This window comes from Endobacterium cereale, assembly GCF_009617585.1.
Lineage (GTDB): Bacteria > Pseudomonadota > Alphaproteobacteria > Rhizobiales > Rhizobiaceae > Neorhizobium > Neorhizobium cereale.
This window is the reverse complement of record NZ_WIXI01000022.1, coordinates 398,503-418,193: the sequence shown is the minus strand read 5'-3', so window position 1 is coordinate 418,193 and position 19,691 is coordinate 398,503. Positions and strand designations below refer to the sequence as shown.

The 19,691-nt window shown below is 59.0% G+C and carries 18 protein-coding genes and 1 tRNA gene; 11 read left to right on the top strand and 8 right to left on the bottom strand.

What is annotated here, in order from left to right:
- Positions 1-8: 8 nt before the first annotated feature.
- Complete coding sequence (locus GAO09_RS02280) at positions 9-1,004, top strand: MDR family oxidoreductase (RefSeq protein WP_153352421.1); 996 nt, start codon at positions 9-11, stop codon at positions 1,002-1,004.
- A gap of 12 nt (positions 1,005-1,016) precedes the next feature.
- On the opposite strand, the gene GAO09_RS02275 is transcribed toward GAO09_RS02280, so the two are convergent.
- Positions 1,017-1,256, bottom strand: coding sequence for a KTSC domain-containing protein (locus GAO09_RS02275; protein WP_153352420.1), 240 nt, complete (start codon positions 1,254-1,256; stop codon positions 1,017-1,019).
- Positions 1,257-1,367: 111 nt separating this feature from the next.
- A complete protein-coding gene (locus GAO09_RS02270) occupies positions 1,368-1,688 on the bottom strand; it encodes a hypothetical protein (RefSeq protein ID WP_153352419.1) in 321 nt (106 codons plus the stop codon).
- Positions 1,689-1,946: 258 nt separating this feature from the next.
- Between GAO09_RS02270 and GAO09_RS02265 the strand changes: the two genes are divergently transcribed.
- The 3 genes from GAO09_RS02265 to GAO09_RS02255 all read left to right on the top strand — a co-directional run bounded on the left by GAO09_RS02265 (position 1,947) and on the right by GAO09_RS02255 (position 3,984).
- Positions 1,947-2,150 (top strand): hypothetical protein, encoded by a 204-nt coding sequence (locus tag GAO09_RS02265; RefSeq protein ID WP_153352418.1) that lies wholly within the window; start codon positions 1,947-1,949, stop codon positions 2,148-2,150.
- A gap of 72 nt (positions 2,151-2,222) precedes the next feature.
- The gene (locus GAO09_RS02260) at positions 2,223-2,741 is read left to right on the top strand and encodes a Dps family protein (protein ID WP_153352417.1); all 519 of its coding nucleotides are present in this window, start codon (positions 2,223-2,225) and stop codon (positions 2,739-2,741) included.
- Between the two features lie 142 nt (positions 2,742-2,883).
- Positions 2,884-3,984, top strand: a complete 1,101-nt coding sequence (locus GAO09_RS02255; RefSeq protein ID WP_324184963.1) for an NADH:flavin oxidoreductase/NADH oxidase — start codon at positions 2,884-2,886, stop codon at positions 3,982-3,984.
- A gap of 35 nt (positions 3,985-4,019) precedes the next feature.
- Here GAO09_RS02255 and GAO09_RS02250 read toward each other — a convergent pair whose 3' ends face one another.
- Complete coding sequence (locus tag GAO09_RS02250; protein ID WP_153352415.1) at positions 4,020-4,217, bottom strand: hypothetical protein; 198 nt, start codon at positions 4,215-4,217, stop codon at positions 4,020-4,022.
- A 382-nt stretch (positions 4,218-4,599) separates the two neighbouring features.
- Between GAO09_RS02250 and GAO09_RS29515 the strand changes: the two genes are divergently transcribed.
- Entirely contained in the window at positions 4,600-4,995 is a 396-nt protein-coding gene (locus tag GAO09_RS29515; protein WP_209018574.1) for a response regulator, read from the top strand.
- 12 nt (positions 4,996-5,007) lie between these two features.
- Here GAO09_RS29515 and glgB read toward each other — a convergent pair whose 3' ends face one another.
- The 4 genes from glgB to GAO09_RS02225 form a co-directional block, all read right to left on the bottom strand.
- On the bottom strand, positions 5,008-7,215 hold the full coding sequence (gene glgB / locus GAO09_RS02240; protein ID WP_153352413.1) for a 1,4-alpha-glucan branching protein GlgB: 2,208 nt from the start codon (positions 7,213-7,215) through the stop codon (positions 5,008-5,010).
- Positions 7,212-10,520, bottom strand: a complete 3,309-nt coding sequence (treS, locus tag GAO09_RS02235; protein ID WP_153352702.1) for a maltose alpha-D-glucosyltransferase — start codon at positions 10,518-10,520, stop codon at positions 7,212-7,214. The genes glgB and treS overlap by 4 nt, the downstream gene beginning before the upstream one ends.
- A 53-nt stretch (positions 10,521-10,573) precedes the next feature.
- Positions 10,574-13,804 (bottom strand): alpha-1,4-glucan--maltose-1-phosphate maltosyltransferase, encoded by a 3,231-nt coding sequence (locus GAO09_RS02230; protein ID WP_153352412.1) that lies wholly within the window; start codon positions 13,802-13,804, stop codon positions 10,574-10,576.
- A 103-nt stretch (positions 13,805-13,907) separates the two neighbouring features.
- Positions 13,908-14,129, bottom strand: coding sequence for a DUF982 domain-containing protein (locus tag GAO09_RS02225; protein WP_153352411.1), 222 nt, complete (start codon positions 14,127-14,129; stop codon positions 13,908-13,910).
- Between the two features lie 242 nt (positions 14,130-14,371).
- Here GAO09_RS02225 and GAO09_RS02220 point away from each other — a divergent pair, with 242 nt between their 5' ends.
- Positions 14,372-14,626: a DUF6074 family protein gene (locus GAO09_RS02220; protein ID WP_153352410.1), complete on the top strand. Its 255-nt coding sequence runs from the start codon at positions 14,372-14,374 to the stop codon at positions 14,624-14,626.
- A gap of 173 nt (positions 14,627-14,799) precedes the next feature.
- Positions 14,800-15,060: a hypothetical protein gene (locus GAO09_RS02215; RefSeq protein WP_153352409.1), complete on the top strand. Its 261-nt coding sequence runs from the start codon at positions 14,800-14,802 to the stop codon at positions 15,058-15,060.
- A 93-nt stretch (positions 15,061-15,153) separates the two neighbouring features.
- Here GAO09_RS02215 and GAO09_RS02210 read toward each other — a convergent pair.
- Positions 15,154-15,243, bottom strand: a tRNA-Ser gene (locus GAO09_RS02210).
- Positions 15,244-15,427: 184 nt separating this feature from the next.
- Here GAO09_RS02210 and GAO09_RS02205 point away from each other — a divergent pair.
- From GAO09_RS02205 to GAO09_RS02190, 4 genes are all read left to right on the top strand, one after another.
- A complete protein-coding gene (locus tag GAO09_RS02205; protein ID WP_153352408.1) occupies positions 15,428-15,745 on the top strand; it encodes a hypothetical protein in 318 nt (105 codons plus the stop codon).
- A gap of 232 nt (positions 15,746-15,977) precedes the next feature.
- Positions 15,978-16,970, top strand: coding sequence for a BMP family lipoprotein (locus tag GAO09_RS02200; RefSeq protein WP_153352407.1), 993 nt, complete (start codon positions 15,978-15,980; stop codon positions 16,968-16,970).
- An 84-nt stretch (positions 16,971-17,054) separates the two neighbouring features.
- Complete coding sequence (locus GAO09_RS02195; protein WP_153352406.1) at positions 17,055-18,563, top strand: ABC transporter ATP-binding protein; 1,509 nt, start codon at positions 17,055-17,057, stop codon at positions 18,561-18,563.
- A gap of 7 nt (positions 18,564-18,570) precedes the next feature.
- On the top strand, positions 18,571-19,689 hold the full coding sequence (locus GAO09_RS02190) for an ABC transporter permease (RefSeq protein ID WP_153352405.1): 1,119 nt from the start codon (positions 18,571-18,573) through the stop codon (positions 19,687-19,689).
- Positions 19,690-19,691: the final 2 nt, after the last annotated feature.

Sequence of the window (19,691 nt, the reverse complement as noted above, 5' to 3'; positions counted from 1 at the left end):
AGCGAGAAATGAGCGAAACCTTTACCGCCATGGTCATCGATACGGTCGACGGCAAGCCGAAAGGCGCCTTCCGCGAGATGACGATTTCCGACCTGCCGGATAACGGTGTGCTGGTCGAGGTCGCCTATTCGACGCTCAATTACAAGGACGGGCTCGCCGTCTCCGGCAAGGGCAAGATTGCTCGCCGCACGCCGCTCATCGGCGGTGTCGATCTCTGCGGCACGGTGGTGGAATCCCGTGTCCCTGAATGGAAGGCCGGCGATCGTGTCATGGTCAATGGCTGGGGCCTGTCTGAAACGGAATTCGGCGGTTATGCGCGGTTTGCGAAGCTGAAGCCGGAATGGCTGATCCGTCTGCCCGATGTGTTTTCGCCAGCGCAGGCCATGGCCATCGGCACGGCGGGTTATACCGCAGCGCTCTGCGTCGATGCGCTGGAAAAATGGGGCACGATCAAGCCGGGTGAAGGTGAGGTACTGGTGACCGGTGCGGCGGGCGGTGTCGGATCGGTGGCGATCGCATTGCTGGCGGCTGCCGGCTACAATGTCACTGCCTCCACCGGCCGGCCGGAGACGCATGATTACCTGCGCTCGCTTGGTGCCAGTGCCTTTATCGATCGTGCGGTGCTGCAGGAAAAGGGCGGACCGTTGCAGAAGGAGCGCTGGACGGGCGGCATCGATTCCGTCGGTTCGACAACGCTTGCCAATGCCCTCTCTCAAACTGTGCGGGGCGGTGTGATCGCCGCCTGCGGTCTTGCGGGCGGGGCGGATCTTCCGGCTACGGTCATTCCGCATATCCTGCGCTCGGTGGCTTTGATCGGCGTGGATTCGGTGATGGCGCCGCAGATGCAGCGTCAATCTGCCTGGGCGCGTTTGGCGCGTGATCTCGATCGCGCAAAACTCGACAGGATCACGCAGATGCAGCCGATGTCGAAACTGCCGGAACTGGCGGACGATATTCTGGCCGGAAAAATCCGCGGCCGTGTGGTGATCGACGTCTCGAAGTGATTTTTTGTCCGCTTAGGCGGTGCGGGCGTTTTGTGAAACGGTCGTGCCGTCGCGGCGGGGAAACACCTTGCGGATATAGGTCATGTAATAGTTGCCGGGGGAAGTGGCGGTCAGAAGGCCGCTGACGGTCTCCGTCGGCACGTCCGCCAATTGGCGGACCACACCATCCTGAAACGTCACGTCCAGATATTTCAGGTCCGGGTCATAGGCAATTTCGGCGATCAGGCGGGATGAAACGGCGATCCGGTGCATGGCAGCCTCCTTTTTCTTCGGAGGCAAGATGCCGGAGGCTCGTAAAATCAGGCCTCATTCAATCATTCGCATTTTACTGAAGTCGTACAAAAACGGCACGACTTCCGTTTTTCAGAAGCGGGTGCGGGTGCCGTCATTGGTGATCATGTGAAATTTCGAGCCGTCGGTCTTGATGTCGGCGCAGTCCGTTTGCTTGTTCTCAAACCGTATGCAGATCTTGCCCGTCGAGATCTTGTAACCGCGCTTGGAACCCTTGCGGTAGGTGTAACCGCTGCGGTCAGTCGTGGCTTCCTGCGAGCCCTCGTTCAGATGTGCGCGGATTTCTGCTGCCGTCGCATTGCGGATACGGCCCTTGTTTTCGGCTGAAAATGCAGGCGCAGCGCAGGCGATGAAGGAGGCTGTCAGGGCCAGATTCCGCAAGGTTCGGTGCATCGGTTTTCCTCGTTTCGATCGGCCGCCAAGATACGCGGTGGGCTTTTCGGGTCAATCCATTTGTCGGCGTGGTCATATCCTGCAGGTTGGTTTTGTTCCAATGCGGATGCGATCCTTCAAGACACGAGGTGTCTTATCCATATCCTTGATCTCTTCAATGTGATTGATGATCGCTTGTTGTGTCTTGTAGATCATATGTCGTGACCCACATGAAACTCATGGCCTTTGATCTACACCTTGCCACGAAGGAGAGCGTCGATGAATGCCGGAAACGATCTTGGAAACGGTTTGCGTGACGGCAAGGAAACTCTTCCCGAACCGGTTGATTTGCCGACGCCGGAACCGTCGGCCCATCCATCCGTTCATCCTCACGGCGCCCACAAGACTGAAGCGGATATCGATGAAAGTCTGGAGGAAAGTTTTCCGGCCAGCGATCCACCCGCTTCCGGTTTCACGACCTGACGCCACACGACAGAACGTTCCCCGCCGGCAGGCCATTCGCGTCTGCAGACCAACATGAATGGATGATTTTCCATGGACAATTCGACCAAATCCCATCGCGAAGCTCCGTTGAGGACGCCGAGCGGCATTTCCGAAGATGGTGTGCGCGACATTTCCGCAGGCATCACCAAGCTTCTGGCGGATGTTTTTGCCATCTATCTGAAGACCAAGAATTTTCACTGGCACATGTCCGGCGCCAATTTTCGCGATTACCACCTGCTTCTCGATGAGCACGGCGACCAGTTGTTTGAAATGACCGATCCGCTGGCCGAACGCGCCCGCAAGATCGGCGGCGGCACGCTGCGCTCGATCGGCGAAATTTCCCGTCTCCAGCGCATTTCGGACAATGATGCCGACTTCGTTCATCCCCATGAAATGCTGGCCGAGTTGCGCGACGACAACGGATCGCTGGTCGCCAGCATGCGTGAGCTGCATGACCTCTGCGACGAATATAACGATGTTGGTACTGCCAGCCTTCTGGAAAATTGGATCGATGAAGGCGAACGCCGCGTCTGGTTCCTGTTTGAGATCACGCGCAACACCAACCGTTGATCTCACAAAAGATATCAGGCCGCCCTTTTCAGGAGGGCGGCTTTTTGCTGCCGATCCCGCACCCCAACACGCGCTTGTGTGATCCTCTCACGCGGGTGCATGGTATCACCTGTGTTTCACCATTTTATTGGAGACTTTTCCCGTGAGCGCAACAAGACTGTTCTCGCCCGTCACGCTTGGCGAACTGACGCTCGGCAATCGCATCGTCATTGCACCGATGTGCACCTATTCTGCCGTGGACGGCTGCATGACCGACTGGCACATGATGCATCTCGGGATGCTGGCCACATCGGGTGCCGGCATCCTGACGATAGAGGCGACGGCGGTTTCGCCCGAGGGCCGAATTTCCTATGCGGATGTCGGTCTTTATTCTGACGAGAACGAACAGGCCATGGGCCGTGTTCTCGAAGGTATCAGGCGCATGTCCGATATGCCGATTGCCATTCAGCTGGCTCATGCCGGCCGCAAGGCATCGACCGAGGTTCCGTGGAAGGGTGGTTCGCAGATCGGGCCAGATGCAGAGGGGGGCTGGAAGACCGTTGCACCCAGTGCCGCGCCGTTCCAGCCGCATTATGATCGCCCGACGGCGCTTGATCGCGAAGGGATGATCCGTATTCGCGATGCCTTTGTAGATGCGGCGCGTCGATCGGCGCGGCTCGATATCGATGCCGTGCAGATCCACGCTGCCCACGGTTATCTGCTGCATCAATTCCTGTCCCCGCTTTCGAACCAGCGCACGGACGACTATGGCGGTTCACTGGAAAACCGCATGCGTTTTCCGCTGGAAGTATTCGATGCCGTGCGTGAGGCGTTCCCTGCCGAGCGGCCAGTGACAGTGCGTGTGTCCGCGACCGATTGGGCAGAAGGCGGATGGGATGTCGGTCAGACGATCGCTTTTGCCAAAGAACTGGAAAAGCGTGGCTGCGGCGCCATTCACGTGTCGAGCGGCGGCCTAGCGGCACATCAGAACATCACGCTTGGACCGAATTATCAGGTTCCGTTCGCACGCGCCATCAAGGCCGAGACCTCGGTACCGGTCATCGCCGTTGGTCTGATCACCGAATTCGAGCAGGCCGAAGCCATATTGGTGACTGGTGATGCCGATATGGTGGCGATCGCTCGGGCAGCTCTCTATGATCCGCGCTGGCCCTGGCATGCCGCCGCGCATTTTGGAGAAAGCGTACGGGCAGCGCCACAATATCTCAGGTGCCAGCCGCGCCAGTTCAAGATGCTGTTCAAATAGGCAATCAGAAGAGTAGGGCCGGGAATAATCCGACCTTACTCTCCTTTTTTCGTGTGTCTTCGCGACAGCAGAAGCTCCCGATATTTTTCCCTGAGATCAGCTATCTCGATATCGCCTTCGATCCAGTTCTCGATCCAGCCGATGAACCGGGCATCATCATCGATCGTCTGGCCGCTTTTTCGCGCCTTGTCGAAAATCCTTTCGACGAGCGCCCGCCTGGATTCGGGTGTCATGGGGCGGTGGTTCCTTGCGGCATTGCGGTCTGACGAAACACGCGAATCGTCGGAGATGAATTGTGATTGGTAATCAGAGGTAGATATGGCGAGCATGAGGCGAAGCATTCATTCGCGCAGGCAGAGCCATGCAAGACGACGCGCAGCAAAGCTGCCTGAATGTACCAGCCATGATAATCCCCAGAACCCAAAGCAAAGGCTTAAACGACAGGGGATCAGTTTTGTTCCGACTGAATATCAAAAAATGTGTTCGGTTAAGTTTGTCTTCAGCCGGTCCGCTATCGGACACTGGTTTTGGGTCCGCTTCCATTTGTTGGCCAAACGCTCTATTGCCGCCTCGCGCTTGAAACCTATCTTCGTTGGCGAGCATGGAGGACTTATCTTGGAATATCGTTTTCTGATCGTGGAAGACAGCTTGCTGGTCGCCATGGATATCGAGGATGCGGTGCAGCGCAGCGGCCACAAGGTTGTCGGCATCGCACCGGACATGAAGGTGGCGCTGAATTACAGTCGGGACGCCGATATCGCTTTTGTCGATGTGCGCCTTGCCGATGGCGAGACAGGCCCCGAGATTGCCCGCATGCTGGCCGATTCCGGTATCGTGGTGATCATGGTCACCGGCAATCCGGGTGTCGTCGTCCAAGGCGTCCCGGGCGTAGTCGGCGTCATGGCGAAACCGCTAACCGATCAGGCCTCGCGAGACCTGATCCAGTTTGCCGTGGATCGCAAGAGCGGCCGCACCGGCACACCTCCGGCACGGCTGAAACTGTTCGCCTGAGGCCGATGGGCATCAGGCCGCCGACCATTTGAGATAGATGGTCGAGAGCGGAGGCAATGTCAGCGTCACCGAATAGGGTCGGCCGTGTGACTGGTCTGCGCTTGTCCAGGCCTCGACATTGCCGAGGTTGGAGCCGCCATAGACGTCGGCATCGGTGTTCAAGACCTCCTGCCAACGTCCTTCCATCGGCACGCCGACCCGGTAGCCATGGCGTGGCAGCGGCGTCAGGTTTGATACCGCCAGAACCATGGACGATCCGTCGCGTGATTTGCGCAACATCCCAAGCACCGAGCTTTCGGCATCGTCCGATACCGCCCATTCGAAGCCGGCCGGATCGAGATCGCCGAACTGCAGAGCCGGTTCTGCCGAATAAAGCCGGTTGAGATCGCCGATCAGCCGCTGCATGCCGGCGTGATCGGGCCGGTCGAGCAGATCCCAGACGACGGAGCCGTCATGGTTCCATTCGCTTTCCTGGGCAATCTCGCAACCCATGAAAAGCAATTTTTTGCCTGGATGCGCCCACATGAACCCGAAATAGGCGCGCAGGTTGGCGAGTTTCTGCCAGTGGTCCCCCGGCATCTTTCCGAACAGCGATCCCTTACCGTGCACGACCTCGTCATGAGAAATCGGCAGCATGAACCGTTCGGAATAGGCGTAGATCATCCCGAAGGTCAGCATGCCGTGGTGGTATTTTCGGTAGACCGGATCGTCGGACATGTAATGCAGCGTGTCGTGCATCCAGCCCATGTTCCATTTGAAATCGAAACCCAATCCGCCGTCTTCCGGCGCCTTGGTGACACCCGGCCATGCGGTGGATTCCTCCGCCACCGTAAAGGCATGCGGGCAGCGGTCATGGATGATGCTGTTGAGGTGCTTGAAGAATTCGACGGCTTCCCAGTTTTCCCGGCCGCCATACTGGTTGGGGATCCATTCGCCTTCGTTGCGGCTGTAATCGCGGTAGAGCATGGAGGCGACTGCATCGACGCGCAGCGCATCGATATGGAAATGTTCGAGCCATTCCAGCGCCGAGGCGATCAGAAAACCTTTCACCTCGTTACGGCCGAGATTGTAGATCAGCGTGTTCCAGTCCTTGTGAAAACCTTCGCGAGGGTCTTCGTGTTCGTACAGCGCGGAGCCATCGAAACGGGCCAACCCCCAGACATCGGTCGGGAAATGTGCCGGCACCCAGTCGAGGATGACGCCGATGCCGCTCGCGTGGCAGCGGTCGATGAAATAGGCGAAATCCTCCGGCGTGCCGTAACGGCCGGTCGGTGCGAACAGGCCAAGCGGCTGGTAACCCCATGAGCCGCCGAACGGGTGCTCCATGATCGGCAACATTTCGATATGGGTGAAACCGAGGCTTTTGACGTAAGGCACGAGGCGCTGGCTGAGCTCGACCCAATCGAGCGAGCGGTTGCCTTCCTCGGCAATCCGCAGCCATGAGCCGAGATGCACTTCATAGACAGACATCGCGCCTTCGCCGGCGCGGGCGTCATGGCGCTGCATCCATGCATCGTCGGTCCAGGCAAAGGGACGCGACGAGGCCACCACAGACGCTGTCGACGGGGCGGCTTCGGAGGCGCGGGCAACCGGATCGGCCTTCTGGGCCAGCACATTGCCATGCGCATCGATGATCTCGAACTTGTAGCGTTCACCGGCGGTCAGGCGCGGCAGGAACAATTCCCAGACGCCGGCCTGCGGGCGTTGCCGCATCGGGTGGCGGCGGCCGTCCCAGGCGTTGAAATCACCGACCACTGAGACACGCCGCGCATTCGGTGCCCAGACAGCGAAACGGACGCCGGATATGCCATCGACCTCCATGGGGATGGCGCCGAGCGTGCGGCCAAGATCGTAATGGGTGCCTTGCGCAATCAGGTGCAGGTCGAGATCGCCGAGCAGAGGGGCGAAGCAATAGGGGTCTTCGGTTTCCTGCACTGCGTCCGGCCATTGGATGCGAAAGAGATAAGGCGTCGTCGAACCGACCACGCCGGCGAACAGGCCGCCGGCATGGATGTTGTCGAGGGTGGCGAGGATGCGGCCGCTGTCGCGCTCGACCACCTCCACGGAAACGGCGCCGGGCAGAAGCGCCCGCACCACGGTCAGTTCGCCATAATGATGGCGGCCGAGAATGGAAAACGGATCGCCGTGCCGGCCGTCGACAAGGGCGTTCAACCCTTCCGTGACGGTGCCGATGATCAGGTCGGTGCGCTCATATCTCATCGGTTGTTCTCCGCTCGGGATGTTTTGAGGAGACGATTGGCGATGGCCGAAAAGCCGGCCAGAGGCAGTGGCAGCCAATGCGGCCGACTGCGGACTTCATAGGCAATCTCGTAGGCTGCCTTTTCCAGAAGGAAGAGGTCGAGAATGTTTTCGCGCTGCGACTGGGGCATGCGCAGCAGTTCGCAGCCATCCGCCACTGTCAGGTAGGCGCGCAGGAAAGCCGGTTCCGCCAATTTCATGAAACGATCCACCAGTTCGCCATGGCGGGCATCGTCCACCTCGCTGACGATCTCGCGGTCGAGATCGGCGGAGGCGCCGAGATAACTCAGCGACCGCAGAAGGCCGGCAACGTCGCGCAGCGGATTGCTTTTGGCGCGGCGTTCTTCCAGATCGCGGGTCGGTTCGCCCTCGAAGTCGATGATGTAAGCATCGCTTTCGGCCACGAGGATCTGGCCGAGATGGAAATCGCCGTGATTGCGGGTCATCAGCGTGCCGTCGATGGAGGCGGCGAGTTTTTTGGTCAGATCCAGCAATTCGTCGCGGTGCTTGAGAAGATCGGAGACTTCGGCGGCGATATGCTCCTCGAAATCGTCGATGCCGGTTTCGAGAATGCGCAGACTGTCGCTGATCTGTTTGACCGTTGCATCGCGCCAGCGGGTGGCGTCGGTGCTATCGGCCTCGACCGGCTTGAAATCGGCATCATCGGTCGGCTGGGCCAGAGCCACATGCAATTCGCCGAGGCGCTGACCGACGGTCGCGACAAAATCCACCAGCGGCTGGAACTGGTCGTCGGCGGCATCGCCGTCCAGCCCCGTCACCACCACCTGATCGATGACGCGGCGCAGGTTGGAGAGCATCCATGTCCAGGCTTCACCCTGATTGCGGATGGCGCTCTGTACGATGATCAGCGTGAAGCGGTTGCCGTCCGGGTCGATGCGGGCGACTTCGCCAAGCAGCTGCGCCGTGTTGGCGTAACCGACCTTGGTCAGGTAACGGGTCATTTCCACTTCCGGGTGGATGCCCGGAAAGACGTGGCGGATGAGCTTTATCATCGCCAGATCGCCAAGGATAAGCGAGCTGTTCGACTGTTCCGCCGAAAGCCAGTGCACCGGCAGATCATCGGCAAAGGCCATGCAGTCGAGCTTGTCGGTGCCGACGAATTCCAGCGTGCCGGTGCGGCCGGAAATCGTCGTGCGTTCGCACAGGCCTTTTATGACGCCACGCCCCAGCGCTTCAGCCGAAAAACCATCGGTGAGGAAACCGACGCGGCGGCCCTGACGGATTCGCGCCAAGGCCAGTTGATGCGCCAGCGCACTCGGCTGCGTATCATCCCAGGCGATGGATAGCGGCAGGAGATAGGTGTCCTTGTGGCCGTCGAGATCGACTTCCAGTTCGCCAAGCACGACATTGTCGGCAAAGGCGACCGGCGTTGCGGTGACCAGTTGCGCCGAGTTGAGCACAGCACCTTTGGAGCCGAACCAGCGGCGCTTGCCGAGGTACGAGGGCAGCACGTCGTTGGAAAGAGCCGTCGCCAGCCGTGGCTGGTCGATCAGTTCCTGCAGGTCGTTGCGCAGAACCATGGTGACCATGTCCTGCATCTGCTCGGGCGGTGCGGTCCGCCATGCCGGGCCTTCGGATTCCGGCGCTAGCTGGAACCAGAAAAAGCCGTAGGGGGGCAGGGTGAGAAGATAGGTCAGCTGGCCGATCGGCGGAAAGGGCGACATGCCGGTGAGTTCGATCGGGACGCGGCCGTTGAATTCCGAGAGGTCGAGCTCAACCGCCTGCGGCAGGCGCGACAGGTTGAAGACGCACATCAGCGTCTCGCCCTGATATTCCCGCAGATAGGCGAGGATCTTGCGGTTGCCGGGGCTCAGAAAACGCTGCGATCCACGTCCGAAAGCCGGGTGCTTGTTGCGCAGTGCCAGCATACGACGCGTCCAGTTGAGAAGCGAATGCGCGTCGGCGCCCTGCGCTTCGACATTCAACGCCTCGTAACCGTAAAGCGGGTCCATGATCGGCGGCAGGACGAGCCGAGCCGGATCGGCTTTCGAAAATCCGCCATTGCGGTCGGGCGACCATTGCATCGGCGTGCGCACGCCGTCGCGGTCACCCAGATAGATATTGTCGCCCATGCCGATCTCGTCGCCGTAGTAGAGAACCGGCGTGCCGGGCATGGAGAGAAGCAGGCCGTTCATCAGCTCGACGCGGCGACGGTCGCGTTCCATCAGCGGCGCGAGGCGGCGGCGAATGCCGAGATTGATGCGGGCACGGCGATCGGCTGCATAGGTGTTCCAGAGGTAGTCACGCTCCTCGTCGGTCACCATTTCCAGCGTCAGTTCGTCGTGGTTTCGAAGAAAGATCGCCCATTGGCAGTTTTCGGGGATTTCCGGGGTCTGCCGCATGATGTCGGTGATCGGAAAACGGTCTTCCTTGGCGATCGCCATATACATGCGCGGCATCAGCGGGAAGTGGAACGCCATGTTGCATTCGTCGCCATCGCCAAAATAATCGCGCGTGTCCTCCGGCCATTGGTTGGCCTCGGCCAGCAGCATTTTGCCGGGATGTGTTTCATCGAGTGCCGCACGGATGCGCTTCAGGATATCGTGGGTTTCCGGCAGGTTTTCGTTGTTGGTGCCTTCCCGCTCGATGAGGTAGGGAATGGCGTCGAGGCGGAAACCATCGATGCCGGTTTCCAGCCAGAACCGCATGATCACCAGCAGTTCCTTCATCACTTCGGGATTGTCGAAGTTGAGATCCGGCTGGTGGGAATAGAAGCGGTGCCAATAATAGGCACCGGCCACCGGATCCCAGGTCCAGTTGGATTTTTCGGTATCGATGAAGATGATCCGGGTTTCGGGAAATTTCTGGTCGCTGTCGGACCAGACATAAAAATCGCGCTCCGGCGAGCCTTCCGGCGCATTGCGGGCGCGCTGAAACCACGGATGCTGGTCGGATGTGTGGTTGATGACCAGCTCGATGATGACCTTGATGCCACGCTCATGGGCGGCTTCGACGAAGTTCTGGAAATCCTCCATCGTGCCGTAGTCGGGGCTGACGTTGCTGTAATCGGCAATGTCATAACCGTCATCGCGGCGGGGCGAGGGGAAGAAGGGCAGGAGCCAGATGGCGGTGACGCCCAGCGAGGCGATATGGTCGAGCTTTTCATGCAGGCCATGAAAATCGCCGATGCCATCGCCATTGCCATCAAAGAAGGATTTGATGTGCAACTGGTAAATGACGGCATCCTTGTACCACAAGGGATCCGACGACACTGTTTCGGCTTCCGGCTGTGCTTCGTTTTTCATTTTCGCCTGCGTGCGTGAGATATCCATTGTTTTTCTCCTCCCATCGTCCCGGTTTATCGCACGCGCCAGATGGCGAATGGCCTGCCGGGTTCGAGCCGGATGTGCTGCCATTTTCCGGTCCAGCCGAATGACTGGCCGGTGATCAGGTCTTGCGTGTCGAGCGTGGCGTGGTCGGGCCGGCCAAAAGTCCAGAGCGGGATTTCGACATCGGCTTCCTGTGGCTGGTGCGGATCGAGGCTGATCGCCACCAGCACGACATTTTCATGCCCCGGGCTCGATTTCTCGAAAAACAGGATGTTGTCGTTCGAAGCGCTCAGAAGCTGCAGGCCGAGATGCGAATGCAGCGCCGGATTTTCGCGACGGATGCGGTTGAGAAGCGTGATCTCGGGCTTGATATTGCCGGGACGATCATAGTCCCAGGCACGGATCTCGTATTTTTCCGAGTCCGCATATTCCTTGCGTTTGACATCCGGTCGGCCTTCGCAAAGCTCAAAGCCGTTATAGACGCCCCAGAGACCGGACAGTGTTGCCGCCAGTGCCGCGCGGATCAGATAGGCCGGGCGCGGCGCGTTCTGCAGAAAATCCGGGTTGATATCGTGGGTATTGACGAAGAAATGCGGACGGAAGAAATCTTTTGGCGCTTCTGTGGTGATCTCGCGCATATATTCTTCGAGTTCCCACTTGGCGTTTCGCCAGGTGAAATAGGTATAGGACTGCGAGAAGCCGACTTTTGCCAGCCGGTACATGACCTTCGGTTTGGTGAAAGCTTCCGACAGGAACACCACGTCCGGGTGGCGTGAGCGGATATCGGCAATCAGCCATTCCCAGAAGGGAAACGGTTTGGTGTGCGGATTATCGACGCGAAACAGTTTGACGCCGTGATCGACCCATTTCTGCACCACGTCGCGCAGTTCCGTCCAAAGCGAGGGGATCGCTTCGCCGGCATAAAAATCGACGTTGACGATGTCCTCGTATTTTTTCGGCGGATTTTCGGCGTAACGGATCGTGCCGTCCGGCCGCCAGTCAAACCAGCCGGGATGTTCCTTTAGCCACGGATGATCAGGCGAGGCCTGAATGGCGAGGTCGAGCGCCAACTCAAGCCCGTGTTCGGCGGCCGCATCCACCAGCCGGTCGAAATCGTCGAATGTGCCGAGCTGCGGGTGGATGGCGTCATGGCCGCCGTCCGGCGAGCCGATGGCGTAGGGGCTGCCGGGATCGTCGGGACCTGGCGTCAGTGTGTTGTTTTTGCCCTTGCGATTGGTCGTGCCGATCGGGTGGATCGGCGGAAAATAAAGAACATCGAACCCCATGGCGCGGATCGCCGGCAGGCGGGCGATCACATCATCGAACGTGCCGTGACGGTTCGGATCACCGCTCTGGGAGCGCGGAAAGATCTGGTACCAGCTGGCAAAAGCGGCGGCGGTGCGTTCGGCATCGACCGGGATGGTGTTGGAGTGCACCTTGTGCGGACGCCGGTCGGCTTCCGCCATCAGGTCAGCGGTCTCCAGCGCCAGAAGGGTTTTGATGCGCTGTTCGTCCTCGGCCGCCGTCAGGTGATCGAAAAGCACTTTCAGCTCGGTCTTTAGGTTGCCGTCGGCATTGTCGAGAGCATCGAGAACGAGGTTGATACCTTCCTGGATTTCCAGCCGCAGATCGAGCCGCGCCTCGTGTTTCTTGGTGAACTCGTAGCGAAAGATCTGAAAGGGGTTGCGCCAGCCTTCGACCACGAATTCGTGGCGGCCCATGCGTTTCAGCGGAAATTCGGCCCGCCAGCGGTCGTTCAGCACCAGCGCCATCGGCACTTCGTTCCAGTTGTCGCTGTCGGCAGTGCGCCAGAGAAGGGCAGCGGAAAGCGGATCGTGGCCATCGCCGAACACATCGGCCTCGACAATGACGGTTTCGCCAACCACGCGCTTGACGACAAAACGCCCGTCATCGACCGCAGGGGTTACCTTTTCGATGGCGAGGCGAGGCGACAATGCGGCTTTGGCTGCCGGTTCGACCTTGGCGGTCGGCAGGATGGGATCGGAAACATGTCCCTCGAAAATCCTGAGTTCACCGGGTTTAAGCCGCAGCTTTTCCGTCAGCGGTTCACCGCGTGCGGACATGTCGGTGAGCGGCAGGAAGGCGGATGCCGCTTCGCTGATGGCGTGGAGGGGAGGGGTGGCGCTGCGGCGCAGGTCACGGTTGAACAGGATCACCCGCACGCTGTCGGAAATGCGGAGATCGCCACGATCGCCTTGCACGATGGCGGCAGCCGGCGAATGGCTGGAGGCGATCAGTCCGAGTGGCTGTTTTTCGAAATCGCCGGATTGTTTGAGGGTTTCGTTGGCCGTGCGGATCGCGCCGGACAGATCGAATGTCGGGCGATCGCGCAAGATGCGCAGACCGCCGCCATTGCCATAGGTCGGGTCGAGCGGCGTGGCGGCGCCATATTCGAAACCCATCGGCACCATCAACCCGCCGCCGAGCGAGGCTGCCAGTTTCAGGGCACGTTCGGCTCGGCGTTCCAGCACTTCGGCGCTGTCCGTGCCATGCGCCACGCGTTTCGAAAACGGACCTTCGGGAAAGGCGATCTCGCGGCCAAAGCCGATCTGGGCATCATATTCCTCGGCAAACCAGCCTTCCTGAAAATTCCACCATGCGAGCGACGAGAAGCTGGCATCGAAGCCGGCCTGCCCGAGCGCACGCCGTGTTTCGAAGGCGGTACCCGGCGTCCAGGCAAAGAAGCGCAGGTCCGGCTTTTGCTGTTTGACGCCCGAGATGAGGGAGCGCCATGCGTCGGCGGACAGGGTTTCGAGTTCCAGGCAACGAAAACCGGAAAGGCCGACTTCGCCGAGCCGGATCAGCCGCTGCCGCCATTCGTTGAGCTGCTCGGATGGATCGACGGCGCGGCTGCCGCGAAGGGTGGGCGTCTGGCGCGGGTCCGTTGCAGCGGTCGCGACGTTTGCCGTGTCCGTCATGCGTCCGGGCACAATATCCATCATCAGCGAAAGACCATTGTCCTTCGCCAGACGTGACAGTTGACCGATGGCGTCATCGATCCCGTCGCCAAGTTCGAATTGCGGATCGGCCTGCTCGTAATCGTCGGAAACGAAAACGCTCGCACCTTCCGCGCGGCGAAATAGCGGTGCCGTTAGGATCGTATCAAAGCCGAGCGTACGCGCATGTTCGAACACCTCGCGCCACGCTGAAATTCCCCGCAGCATCAGCGGATGGACGTAATAGATGCGCGCTGGTGGCAGGGTGGATGCGGCATCGGTGAAACGGGAATAGACGTTCATGGCAGATCCTGACGTGTCTACGGTGTTGGCGTAGTGCGTCGATCCGTTTCGGACCGTCGCTAATCGGCATGCGAAAATCGTCTGTTCGGGTCTTTTCGACCGCTCAGTGCAGCTGTGCTTCCTGAAGCGCCTCGGCAAATCGCGCCTTGGCATCTTCGGGGTCGGTGCGTTCATCCAGGGCTGCCAGACAGGCGAACCGGGCATCAACGAAGCGCGGCCCCTTGTGGTTCGGCCAGCCGTGGTCGAGGAAGGACAAGGCCTCGAAAGGCCCGGCGATCTCGACGGCTCCGATCGTGACGGCGCTGTTCCACATGGGCTTCTGCATGGCATTCCTCCATCACGGAAACGACGCATCGTCCCGGCGCCAAAAGGGCGCAGGCCAGATCTTCACCGGACATAGTGTTGGAGGTGTAACGAGCGTCGCTCGGATTTGTTTCCGCGAAAATTCGCTAAAATTGTAGCGATCCTGGTTTCTCAGGGGTTTCGTTCAACATTTGTGAAGAACTAGGCCCGATTCTGGCGACAGTTCCTGGGCGATTCGCCCGCGTCGCGTTGAGTGGAGACCGCATGACCCTCGTCCAATTTCCTGCCGACCGCCGCATGGCCGATATCCGCCGTTGCAGCGAAGCCCTGACCCATCTGCATGGAGAGGAAGCCAACCGCTTCTGGCGTCAGGAAATGGCAGGTTTTGCCTTGCGTCTGAAAACGCAGGGCGTGTCGGACGTGGAAATCTCGCATCAGGCGGCACTGTTCATGAATGCCGTGCAGATGGAATTGCAGGCCGCTTTCGCCGAGCAGGAAGAAGCTGGCGCTTGGGGCTGATTGAAGGCCTCATGCTTTCTGACGTCATGAACGTCGAACAAGGGGTGATCGATCATGGTCGCTCCTTGTTTGCGTCAAGGTACCGTCTGAGCCACCGCGCTTGAATTGTTAACCATTAACAATTAGCCTGAATATTCATTAAATTGCTATTGATTGGCCGTCTGGAGCATACCATGCCTGATCTCAGCAGGACAAAGTCCACACGCCAGCCCAATGCCGATGGGACAAAGGCAGAAGACAACCGCCAGCTGACCGAACTGCTTTTGCAAAACAAGGTCAGCCTCAAGCCGACGACGGCCGAGCCGGTCGATACGCATCTTCCGCAGCCATTCTTCTCGCGCATCAAAACATGGCTTTTGCTTTTTATAGCGTTGCCATTTGCCCTTCTGGCTTATTTTTCGACGAGAACTTCGGAAGACGATTTTTACGCCTGAGCGGTCGAGTTTCCGATGCGAAAAATGCGGGAACACGCGCATCGTGCTCGACGTATGATTGGTTGACGTTTTCGAATCTGGAGTAGGGAGAGATGGCGGACAGGGTGGGATTCGAACCCACGGTACGCTTTCACGCACACACGCGTTCCAGGCGTGCGCCTTAAACCACTCGGCCACCTGTCCTTCCGGGAAGGGCTGCTGGGGAAGTTCCCGAAGCAGCGGTCGGCGCGATATATACCTATGATTTTTTCAGGATCAACCGAAATCTGACGGTTGGATGACGGTTTGCAAAACTCTGTTCCGTTGCCAAGCCGCCAAGCGCCATTTACTCTAGGATTGTTGAAGCTTCTCAATCACTCCGGCGGCCATGTCTCTTATCTTTCATTTTCTCAGCCTGCTGACTTTGGTCGCTGCAATCGGAGCCGGCACGCTGGATTCCATTCAGTCCGTTGCTTCTTCGTCTGTCTCGTTGGCAAGCATGGGGGATCTTTGGATTGCGCTCAGTCCGGGAACGCTGGTCGCCGCCGAAGATATGGTGGAGCGCTACATCCATGCTGACGCCTGGCAGCAGGGCGCTGCCTTTTTGCTGACGCAGCCGGCATGTGCCGTATTTCTGGTGATGGCGCTTGTTCTCTGGATCGCCGGTTACCGGCGGCCAAAGCCATTTGGACGTTTTTCGGCTTAAGTCGAATCATCTCGATTTTTTTGCGCCACGATCAAGAAAATTGAAAAATATGTGTCACATTCGACGGTGTGAAAGATTTCCCGTGAAATTTTGCACCGGGCATGCAACTATAATTTTGCCGCAAGCCCAAAGATAAAGGCATCGGTGCCGCAGACTATCCGCCGTGTTCTGATCGGCAGGAAGTGCGGGGGGAACCATAAGAGATCAAAAACTTAAGAAAACAGGGCGCACGATGACGAAAACCCTTCTGACCCTCATTGCCACAGCCATGCTGTCGAGCACCGCGATTGCTGCGGAGATCAAGCCGGCGCTGGTTTATGGTACGGGCGGCAAATTCGACAAATCCTTCAATGAAGCAGCCTATAACGGCGCTGAAATGTACAAGAAGGAATTCGGCACCGAATACCGCGATTTCGAGCCGACCAGCGATACGCAGGGCGAGCAGGCGATCCGCAACTTCGCCAGCAAGGGTTTCAGTCCGGTCATCGCCGTGTCCTTCGCCTGGACCTCGGCCATGGAAAAGGTCGCTGCCGAATATCCTGACACCAAGTTCGTGATCGTCGACTCCGTTGTTGAGCTGCCGAACGTTCGCTCGGTCGTTTATAACGAAGCAGAAGGTTCCTACCTCGTTGGTCTTCTTGCCGGCATGGCATCCAAGACCGGCAAGGTCGGTTTCGTCGGCGGCATGGACATTCCGCTGATCCGCAAGTTCGGCTGCGGTTATGCCCAGGGCGCCAAGTCGGTGAAGTCCGACATGCAGGTGTTCCAGAACATGGTCGGCACGACCGGTGCCGCATGGAATGACCCGGTTCGCGCCGGCGAACTCACCAAGAACCAGATCGATCAGGGCGCCGACGTGATCTACGCGGCAGCCGGCGCATCCGGTCTCGGCGTTCTGCAGACCGCTGCCGATAACAAGAAGTTCTCGATCGGCGTGGATAGCAACCAGAACCACGTTCATCCGGGTTCGGTTCTGACTTCGATGGTCAAGCGCGTCGATCTGGCCGTCTACAACGCCTACAAGGACCTGGCTGAAGACAAGTTCACCGCCGGCGTTCAGTCAAACGGTATCAAGGATGGCGGCGTTGTTTACGCTGTCGACGACAACAACAAGGCGCTGATCACGCCGGAAATGAAGGCTGCTGCCGACAAGGCGACTGCTGACATTATTGCCGGTACCGTCAAGGTCCACGATTACATGACGGACAATAAGTGCCCGCTGTAATCTGAATATCCGGGGCGCATGGTGGAGACGCCATGCGCCCTAGTCGTATCTTGATTCCGCCCTTGTGCGAAGGAGAGGCTGCGCTTGACCCCGCATCCCGCGATCGAACTGGCGGGCATCGATAAAAGTTTCGGTGCCGTTCATGCCAATAAAAATATCAATCTGACCGTCGCCAAGGGCTCGATCCACGGCATTATCGGTGAAAACGGGGCCGGAAAGTCGACCCTGATGTCGATCCTCTACGGCTTTTACCAGGCAGATCGCGGCGAGATCCGTATCGATGGCAAGGCCGTGACGATCCGCGATAGCCAGACGGCGATCGCCTCGGGTATTGGCATGGTGCACCAGCATTTCATGTTGGTCGAAAATTTTACCGTGCTGGAAAACGTCATGCTCGGCGCTGAAGGCGGGCAGTTGCTGGCCAAGGGCGTGAGCGGTGCCCGCAAGGAATTGAAGCGTCTTGAGGCCGAATACGGGCTCGACGTCGATCCCGATGCGGTGATCGAGGAACTGCCGGTCGGCAAGCAGCAGCGTGTCGAAATTCTAAAAGCGCTCTATCGTGGCGCCGAAATCCTCATTCTTGACGAGCCGACGGGCGTGCTGACGCCGGCCGAGGCCGATCACCTGTTTCGCATCCTCAAAGTCCTGCGCGATCAGGGCAAGACGATCCTGCTGATCACCCACAAGCTGCGCGAGATCATGGCGATCACCGATGAAGTCTCGGTCATGCGCCGCGGTGAAATGGTGGCCACACGCAGGACGGCGGAAACGACGGTGGAAGAACTGGCCGAACTGATGGTTGGTCGCCGCGTTCTGCTCCGGGTCGAAAAGGGCGAGGCGCAGCCGGGCAAGGTGCTGCTGTCGGTGAAGAACCTGACGGTCAAGGACGGCCGTGGCGTCACCATGGTCGACAACGTATCCTTCGATGTGCGCGAAGGCGAGATCCTCGGTATTGCCGGTGTGGCGGGCAATGGTCAGTCCGAACTGCTGGAAGCGATAGCCGGTATCCGCAAGCCGACCTCGGGTGAAATCCTCATCGACGGCCAGCCGGTCGCCGGTCTCGATCCTGCGCAGCTGCGCCAGATCGGTTTGGCGCATATCCCGGAAGATCGGCACCATATGGGTCTCGTCCTCAAGTTCGAGGAATACGAAAATTCCGTGCTCGGTTATCACCGCGAGCCGCGTTACGGCCGTGGCGCTCTTCTCGATCTCGATGCCATCCGCAAGGATGCAGAGGAAAAGATCGCAAAATACGACATTCGCCCGCCGAACCCGCGTCTGAAGACGGCTAATTTTTCAGGCGGCAACCAGCAGAAGATCGTGGTGGCCCGCGAAATCGAGCGCGACCCAAAAATGCTGATCATCGGCCAGCCCACGCGTGGCGTCGATATTGGCGCCATCGAATTTATCCATCGGCGCATCATCGAGATGCGTGAAGCGCAGAAGGCCGTGTTGCTGGTATCGGTCGAACTAGACGAAATCCGCTCCCTGTCGGACCGCATCATCGTCATGTTCGCCGGCAAGGTGGTGGGTGAAGAAACGCCGGACGCCGGTGAACAGACGCTCGGTCTGATGATGGCCGGAGCGGTGTGAGGAAATCATGAGTACAGCGTCCGTGCCCCTACCCAACTGGATCAGTTACGGTGTTCTGCCGTTGCTGAATTTGGCTGTCGCATTTTTCATTTCCGGCCTTGTCGTCTGGTCGATAGGCGAAAATCCGTTCGAGGCGTTGAAACTCCTGATCGAGGGTGCGCTTGGTCGCGGTGAGGCCATCGGTTTCACACTGTTCTATACGACAAGCTTCATCTTCACCGGCCTGTCGGTCGCGGTTGCCTTCCATGCCGGTCTGTTCAACATCGGCTCCGAAGGCCAGGCCTATGTCGGTGGTCTCGGTGCTGCTCTCGTGGCATTGGCGCTCGATCATTACGTGCCATGGTACGTGACCATGCCGTTCGCGGTCATCGGTGCAGCGCTGTTCGGTGCCGGCTGGGCCTTCATTCCTGCTTGGCTGCAGGCCAAGCGTGGCAGCCACGTGGTCATCACCACGATCATGTTCAACTTCATCGCCGCCGGGCTGATGGTCTATCTGCTGGTCAACGTGTTCATCGTGCCCGGCAAGATGGCGCCGGAAACCCGGACATTCCTTCCCGGTGGACAATTGCCGAAGCTGGACTGGCTGATGGCCTTGTTCGGCATGAAGCTCGGTCCAGCACCGTTCAACGTGTCCTTCATCATCGCGCTTGTGATGTCTTATCTCGTCTGGCTGCTGATCTGGCGCAGCAAGCTCGGCTATGAAATGCGCACGCTCGGCATCTCGCCGTCGGCCGCCGCTTATGCCGGTATTCCCTATTCGCGCACGGTCATCATCGCCATGCTGATTTCCGGTGGTCTTGCCGGCATGATGGCGCTCAATCCGGTCATGGGGGCGTCTGCCCGCCTGCAGGTGGAGTTCGTGGCCGGTGCCGGTTTCGTCGGTATTGCCGTGTCATTGATGGGACGCAGCCATCCGCTCGGCATAATCTTTTCCGCGCTGCTGTTCGGTATTCTGTATCAGGGCGGTGCCGATCTTTCGTTTGAAATGCCCAATATCACCCGCGAAATGATCGTCGTGATCCAGGGTCTCGTCATCCTGTTTGCCGGTGCGCTCGAATATATGTTCCGCCCGGCCATGGTGCGGATCTACCAGCAGTTTGCGGGCCAGAAATCGGGGGGGAAGTGAGG

What these genes read in the sequence shown, in the direction of transcription:
- treS (WP_153352702.1), bottom strand. Translation starts at nt 10,520, where the DNA reads ATGAAAAACGAAGCACAGCCGGAAGCCGAAACAGTGTCGTCGGATCCC.
- GAO09_RS02275 (WP_153352420.1), bottom strand. Translation starts at nt 1,256, where the DNA reads ATGCACCGGATCGCCGTTTCATCCCGCCTGATCGCCGAAATTGCCTAT.
- GAO09_RS02280 (WP_153352421.1), top strand. Translation starts at nt 9, where the DNA reads ATGAGCGAAACCTTTACCGCCATGGTCATCGATACGGTCGACGGCAAG.
- GAO09_RS02260 (WP_153352417.1), top strand. Translation starts at nt 2,223, where the DNA reads ATGGACAATTCGACCAAATCCCATCGCGAAGCTCCGTTGAGGACGCCG.
- glgB (WP_153352413.1), bottom strand. Translation starts at nt 7,215, where the DNA reads ATGAGATATGAGCGCACCGACCTGATCATCGGCACCGTCACGGAAGGG.
- GAO09_RS02270 (WP_153352419.1), bottom strand. Translation starts at nt 1,688, where the DNA reads ATGCACCGAACCTTGCGGAATCTGGCCCTGACAGCCTCCTTCATCGCC.
- GAO09_RS02200 (WP_153352407.1), top strand. Translation starts at nt 15,978, where the DNA reads ATGACGAAAACCCTTCTGACCCTCATTGCCACAGCCATGCTGTCGAGC.
- GAO09_RS02215 (WP_153352409.1), top strand. Translation starts at nt 14,800, where the DNA reads ATGCCTGATCTCAGCAGGACAAAGTCCACACGCCAGCCCAATGCCGAT.
- GAO09_RS02205 (WP_153352408.1), top strand. Translation starts at nt 15,428, where the DNA reads ATGTCTCTTATCTTTCATTTTCTCAGCCTGCTGACTTTGGTCGCTGCA.
- GAO09_RS02225 (WP_153352411.1), bottom strand. Translation starts at nt 14,129, where the DNA reads ATGCAGAAGCCCATGTGGAACAGCGCCGTCACGATCGGAGCCGTCGAG.
- GAO09_RS02230 (WP_153352412.1), bottom strand. Translation starts at nt 13,804, where the DNA reads ATGAACGTCTATTCCCGTTTCACCGATGCCGCATCCACCCTGCCACCA.
- GAO09_RS02190 (WP_153352405.1), top strand. Translation starts at nt 18,571, where the DNA reads ATGAGTACAGCGTCCGTGCCCCTACCCAACTGGATCAGTTACGGTGTT.
- GAO09_RS02265 (WP_153352418.1), top strand. Translation starts at nt 1,947, where the DNA reads ATGAATGCCGGAAACGATCTTGGAAACGGTTTGCGTGACGGCAAGGAA.
- GAO09_RS02220 (WP_153352410.1), top strand. Translation starts at nt 14,372, where the DNA reads ATGACCCTCGTCCAATTTCCTGCCGACCGCCGCATGGCCGATATCCGC.
- GAO09_RS02250 (WP_153352415.1), bottom strand. Translation starts at nt 4,217, where the DNA reads ATGACACCCGAATCCAGGCGGGCGCTCGTCGAAAGGATTTTCGACAAG.